The organism is Mesorhizobium sp. M2A.F.Ca.ET.039.01.1.1 (assembly GCF_003998035.1).
In the GTDB taxonomy this organism is placed as follows: domain Bacteria; phylum Pseudomonadota; class Alphaproteobacteria; order Rhizobiales; family Rhizobiaceae; genus Mesorhizobium.
Genome location: NZ_RZRY01001422.1, coordinates 1 through 615 on the forward strand (window position 1 = coordinate 1; position 615 = coordinate 615).

Annotated in this window: 1 protein-coding gene; it reads left to right on the forward strand. The window is 66.3% G+C overall.

Going from position 1 to position 615, the window contains the following annotated elements; genetic code table 11:
• On the forward strand, nucleotides 1-615 hold a 615-nt coding region (locus tag EOA24_RS40220), incomplete at both ends, for a sigma 54-interacting transcriptional regulator (RefSeq protein ID WP_133375075.1).

Sequence of the window (615 nt, forward strand, 5' to 3'; positions counted from 1 at the left end):
GTCCGCGATCCGGCGCGGCGCCTACGACTTCATCGAGAAGCCGTTCAAGGCCGATCGCCTGATCCTGATCGCCGAGCGCGCGCTCGAAACGTCCAAGCTGCGGCGCGAGGTCTCCGACCTCAAGCAGCGCAGCGGCGAGACCTTCGACCTGATCGGCATGTCGTCGGCCATGAGCCAGCTGCGGCAGACAATCGAGCGCGTCGCACCGACCAACAGCCGCGTCATGATCGTCGGCCCGTCCGGCTCCGGCAAGGAGCTGACGGCGCGCGCCATCCACGCCCTGTCGTCGCGCAAGGCCGGCCCGTTCGTGACGCTGAGCGCGGCCACCATCACGCCCGAGCGCATGGAGATCGAGCTGTTCGGCACCGAATCGAACGGTACCGAACGCAAGGTCGGTGCGCTGGAAGAGGCGCATCGCGGCATCCTTTACATCGACGAAGTCGCCGACATGCCGCGCGAGACGCAAAACAAGATCCTGCGCGTGCTGGTCGAGCAGCAGTTCGAGCGGGTAGGCGGCACCAAGCGCGTCAAGGTCGATGTCCGCATCATCTCGTCCACCTCGCAAAACCTCGAGGCGATGATCGCCGACGGCCGCTTCCGCGAGGACCTCTACCA